General features: G+C 74.2%; 4 protein-coding genes. 2 read left to right on the top strand and 2 right to left on the bottom strand.

Annotated elements, in window-relative coordinates; translation table 11 throughout:
* The coding region (locus tag Mterra_RS18910) for a chemotaxis protein CheB (protein WP_218022974.1) at positions 1–1,516 on the bottom strand (1,516 nt) is incomplete at its 3' end.
* A gap of 59 nt (positions 1,517–1,575) precedes the next feature.
* Positions 1,576–2,607 (bottom strand): chemotaxis protein CheB, encoded by a 1,032-nt coding sequence (locus tag Mterra_RS18905; RefSeq protein ID WP_119316546.1) that lies wholly within the window; start codon positions 2,605–2,607, stop codon positions 1,576–1,578.
* Positions 2,608–3,172: 565 nt separating this feature from the next.
* Here Mterra_RS18905 and Mterra_RS18900 point away from each other — a divergent pair.
* Entirely contained in the window at positions 3,173–4,531 is a 1,359-nt protein-coding gene (locus Mterra_RS18900; protein ID WP_119316545.1) for an SWIM zinc finger family protein, read from the top strand.
* On the top strand, positions 4,528–4,808 hold a 281-nt coding region (locus Mterra_RS18895), incomplete at its 3' end, for a DUF5691 domain-containing protein (RefSeq protein ID WP_218022973.1). The genes Mterra_RS18900 and Mterra_RS18895, both read left to right, overlap by 4 nt.

Raw genomic sequence — 4,808 nt, 5'->3', positions numbered from 1 at the left:
GGGAGGGCGGGGGCGCGAGGCTGGCGGGCACCGCGCGGCACTGGTAGACGCGCTGCTTCTTGTCAACGGCGGCGAAGAGGCCCGAGCTGTTCTCGGCGGTCTCGCTCGAGCCCAAGAACAAGTAGCCGTGGGGCCGCAGGGCGAAGTGGAACAGCTCCAGCACCCGCTCCTGCATGTCGCGGTTGAGGTAGATGAGCAGGTTGCGGCAGACGACGAGGTCGAGGCGGGAGAAGGGGGGGTCGCGCAGGACGTTGTGCGGCGCGAAGAGCACCAGGTCGCGCACCTCCTTCCTCACGCGGTAGTTGCCGCCGTCCTTCACGAAGAAGCGGTGCAGGCGCTCGGGCGGCACGTCGGCGGCGATGGTCTCGTCGTACTGGCCTTCGCGGGCCGCGCGGACGGCCTCCTCGTTGATGTCGCTCGCGAAGACCTGCAGCCGCGGGGCGTCGGTGAGGGTCTGGGCGTACTCGCTCAGCAGGATGGCGAGCGAGTACGCCTCCTCCCCCGTCGCGCAGCCGCAGCTCCACACCCGCACGCTGTCGGCGGGGCCCTTGCCGGCGAAGAGCCGGGGGATGATCTCGTGCTCGAGCACGGCGAAGGCCTCCTTGTCGCGGAAGAAGTTGGTCACCGTGATGAGCAGGTCGCGCAGCAGCGCCTGCACCTCCTCGGGCCTCTCGCGCAGCAGCTCGAGGTAGGCGCCCAGGCTGTCGAGCTCGTGCACCTGCATCCGCCGGCCCACCCGGCGCAGCAGCGTCGGGCGCTTGTAGCTGTTGAAGTCGTGGCCGGTGCGCACCCTGAGCAGCGTGAGGATGTCCCGCAGGGTCCCCCCGGAGGCCCCGGGCGGCGGCTCGGCCTCGGGGGGCTGGGCCCTGGGCTCGGCGAGGCCCAGGCGGCCGGCGGCCTGCACGACGGCCAGCAGCTTCTCCGGCAGCTCGGCCGCCGGCAGCACGACGTCGACCATCCCGGTGCCGATGGCGCTGCGCGGCATCCCGTCGTACTCGGCGTCCTCGGGGCTTTGGGCCATGACGATGCCGTTGCGCTCCTTGACCCGCTTGATCCCCAGCGTGCCGTCGGTGCCGGTCCCCGAGAGGACCAGCGCGACGGCCCGGCTGCCGTAGGCCTCGGCCAGGCTGCGGAAGAAGAGGTCGATGGGCACGCGCCGCCCCCGGACGAACTCGGGCTCCTCGAGGCGGATGTGGCCGTCTTCGATCGCCAGGTGCTTGGCGGGCGGGATGACGTAGACGTGCTCGGGCTCGATGGCGACCGTCCCGGTGATCTGGGTGACCGGCATCGGCGTGCCGACCTGGAGGACCTCGGCGAGGTGGCTCTCGTACCCCTCCGCGAGGTGCAGCACGACCACGAAGGCCATGCCGTTGGCCGGGGGCATGGCCGCGAAGAACTTCTTCAGCGCGTCGATCCCCCCGGCCGAGGCGCCGATGCCGACGACGACGAAGCCGTTGTCTTGGGGAGGGGGTGAGTCCGGGTTGTCACGCTTGGCCGTCTCGTCCATGGCGCTCATGCCCCTTGCCGCCGCTCTACTCTAAGCCCGCCGGCCCCGGGCCGCAAACCGGCCCGCGGTTAGCCCTCCTCGCGGCCGGGGGAGAGGCCCGCGGCCGGGGCCGAGGTCTCGTGCGAGAGCACGGCCCGCCTCACCAGGTCGGCCTGCTGCTGCGCGGCGTGGGCGTGCAGGCGCAGGGCCTCGGCGAGCTCGAGCTCCCCCGCCTCGCGGGCGTGCCGGGCCATGTGCGCCAGCAGCAGCTCCTTCTCCTGCACGGCGCGCAAAGCGCCCCACAGCGCGTCCTCGGTCCCCTCGACGACCTCCTCGAGCAGGCTGCCGAGGGTGTAGGCGTGCCCGGTGTGGCAGCGGAAGCGCACCGGCCCGCCGCCCCTGAGCCGCACCAGGCTGCCGTGGCACTCCGGGCAGGTGAAGGGCGAAGGCTCGCCCAGCCTCAGGACCTCCGCCTCGAGCGCCCGCTCCCCCAGGGCGATCCTCCTCTCGATGCCCAGCTCCTCCGACACCGGCGCTCCCCCTTTCTCCTCCACGCCCTCCCCGGCCAGCCGCGCCAGGGCCGGCGCGATGCGCGCGACCTCGAGGCAGTAGTCCACCTCCACGTAGCGCAGCGCGCTCTGCGGCATGGAGGGCACCTCGGCCTCCGCCGGGTCCTGCACCACGGCCACGCCCCCGCGGTCCTTGATCGCCCACAGCCCCGCGGTGCCGTCGTCGAGGGCCCCGGTGAGGATGACCCCCACCACCCGCGCCCCGAAGGCGTAGGCGGCGGAGCGGAAGAGCGGGTCGATCGCCGGGCGCACCCGGTTCTCCCGGGGGCCCCGGGTGAGCCGCACGTGCCCCGGCTCGAGCACGAGGTGGTGGCCGGGCGGGGCCACGTAGACCCGCCCGGCCGTGACGGGCTCGCGGTCGAGGGCGTGGCTCGCCGGCAGCGGCCCGGCCTTCGACAGCAGCAGGGGGAGGATGGACTCGTGGTGCGGCGAGACGTGCAGGACTATGAAAACCGCCGCCGGGAAGCCCGCGGGCAGCCCGCCGACGAGCGTCTGCAGGGCCTGCAGCCCGCCGGAGGAGGCCCCGATCACCACCACGTCGCGCCTGGTCATCACCCTTCCCCGGGTCCCGCGGTGCGGCCCGGCGGGCGGGCCCCGTGCCGTAGGTTCTGATAGGTTCGGCGATGAATCTGAGCACCGGCTGAGGCGGGGGCAAGGCCCGCGGGCGGCGTCAGGGCCTTCCCCAGCCCGTGCCGGGCGACGCCGGGCGCTGTGCAGCGCTGGCGTACAGCGCCCCCGCCATGACCGGCAGCCCGCGGGGGAGTGGCCGACCCCGAAGGGCTGAGGCCCCGTCGGAACGCTGTACGACGGGCCGGCGCCCCGTGTACGGGCATGGCCCGTCGCCTGAGGCGGTGTATATTCTGGAAATGTTCGCCCTGGCCCGCGGCCTTACCCCTCGCCCGCGCCCCCGAGCCCCCCGAGCCCCGCGAGGCCCGGCTGGGCCCGCGCGCGCCCTTCCTCGAGCCCGCCGTGGGGTCGCGCCTTCAGCGGGGGCGGGGCGGATGGACCGCGCCTAGACCCTCGCCCTGCTAGCCTGGTGGCAAGCGGTGGCCTTGACGTTCTTATGTTTTCATCATAATCTCTATGAGGCCAATGTTAACGACGTAAGGAGCCCCCTGTGAGCCTCTCGTGGACCCCCGATCAGGTACTCTCCCTGGCCCCCGACGGCAGCTCCGCCAAGTCCGGGCGGGAGCTCTCCAGCCCCGCCAAATGGGTCAGCTTCGCCCGCAGCGCCGACGAGGGCGCGCTGTGGGGCGAGTGCCAGGGCAGCGGCAAGCTGCCCTACCAGACCCAGATCGACCTCTCCGGCAGCGCCCCGACCTTCAAGTGCACCTGCCCCAGCCGCAAGTTCCCCTGCAAGCACGGGCTGGGCCTGCTCCTGATGTACGCCGCCCGGCCCGAGGCCTTCGCCGCCGCCGAGCCGCCGGTGTGGGCGGCGGAGTGGCTCGAGGGCCGCCGGAAGCGCGCCGAGGCCAAGGCCGAGAAGGCGGCCAAGCCCCCCGCGCCCAAAGACCCCCACGCCCAGGCCAAGCGCGAGGCGGCCCGCGAGAAGAAGGTCGCGGCGGGCGTCGCGGAGCTCGGCCTGTGGCTGCGCGACCTGGTGCGCGGCGGGCTGGCCCAGGCCCCCGGCAAGCCCTACAGGTTCTGGGACGACATGGGGGCGCGCCTCGTCGACGCGCAGGCGCCCGGCCTGGCCCGCATGGTGCGCGAGCTCGCCGAGCACACCGGCGGCGAGGGGTGGCAGGAGCGGCTGCTGGAGCGGCTGGGCCGCATCCACCTGGCCGCGCAGGCCTACGCCCGCCTGTCCAGCCTGCCCGAGCCCCACCAGGCCGACGTCCGCGCCGTCGTCGGCTTCACCCAGCCGCAGGAGGAGGTGCAGGCGCTGGAGGGGGTGGGGGGCACCTGGCTGGTGATGGGGCAGGCGGTGGCGCAGGAGGACAAGCTGCGCGCGCGGCGCACCTGGCTGCTCGAGGAAAGCACCCACCGCTACGCGCTGCTGCTGGAGTTCGCCTTCGGCAAGAACGCCTTCGCCGCGCCGCTGCACCCCGACAGCTCCTGGGAGGGCGAGCTGGCCTTCTTCCCCGGCGCCTACCCCATGCGGGCGGTGCTCAAGTCGGGCCGGCCGCGCTACGACTACAGCCTCGCCACCCTCGGCGGCGACACCGCCGCCGGGCTGCTCGACGCCTACAGCGCGGCGCTGGCCGCCAACCCCTGGACCGAGCGCATCCCCGCCACCCTGACCGCGACCTTAGAGCCCTTCGGCGACCCCTCGCGCTGGACCCTGCGCAGCCCGGAGGGGGCGCAGCTGCGGCTGCACCCGCGCTTCAGCTACCACCACGGGCTGCTGGGCTACGCCGGCGGGCAGCCGGTCCACCTCTTCGGGGAGTGGGACGGGGAGGCCTTCCTGCCGCTGCGGGCCTACGCCGAGGGCGAGCAGCTCCTGCTCAACCTGCCCCACCAGGAGGCGCCCGAATGAACGTGTCCGAGTACTGGAAAGCCCTCACCGCCGCGGCCCTTCTGGGCACCGAGCGGCAGGAGCCGCCGAGCGCGGCGCTCACCCCGCTGGCCCCGGCGCTGCCCGAGGGGGCCGGCCGGGAGGAGGCCCTGCTCGACGCCGCGGCCGCCGCGGCCCTCTACCGGCGCGGCGGCCGGGTGCTGCCCGCCAGGTCGCCCTTCGGCGAGCCCGCGTGCATGACCGCCTCGAAGCAGCGGTGCTGCTCGGCGGTGGGCTCGGCCCAGGCGTCGGGCGGGGC

Origin of the sequence: Calidithermus terrae, assembly GCF_003574345.1 — a bacterium.
Lineage (GTDB): Bacteria > Deinococcota > Deinococci > Deinococcales > Thermaceae > Calidithermus > Calidithermus chliarophilus.
The sequence above is the reverse complement of the archived record's forward strand: the minus strand, read 5'-3'. Positions and strand labels throughout refer to the sequence as shown.